Source organism: Bradyrhizobium sp. Mp27, from assembly GCF_029953005.1.
Lineage (GTDB): Bacteria > Pseudomonadota > Alphaproteobacteria > Rhizobiales > Xanthobacteraceae > Bradyrhizobium > Bradyrhizobium barranii.
The window spans coordinates 1-213 of sequence record NZ_JASAUS010000925.1 but is presented as its reverse complement, the minus strand read 5'-3'; the positions used below and the strand labels follow the sequence as shown (position 1 = coordinate 213).

Annotated in this window: 1 protein-coding gene; it reads right to left on the bottom strand. The window is 64.3% G+C overall.

Annotation, left to right across the window (positions count from 1 at the left end; genetic code table 11):
- Positions 1–213, bottom strand: a 213-nt coding sequence (locus tag QJT78_RS53020) for a transposase (RefSeq protein WP_281461033.1), incomplete at both ends; no start/stop codon positions are given.

Genomic DNA, 213 nt, shown 5'->3' with positions numbered 1-213 from the left:
CTCCCGTCGAGATCTGCTTGGGCACCAGTCCGAGCCAGGCGCCGAAGTCACGGCCTTTGGAGAAGACGTCTCCAGTGCCGATCGCGGCCACCATGGCGCTCGAAATGATCGGCCCGATGCCAGGCACCGTCATCAGGCGCGAACATGCCTGATCTTGACGGGCCAGTGCTTCGATCTCGCCGGAGAGGCTATCGATGCGCTGATCCAGCCGGC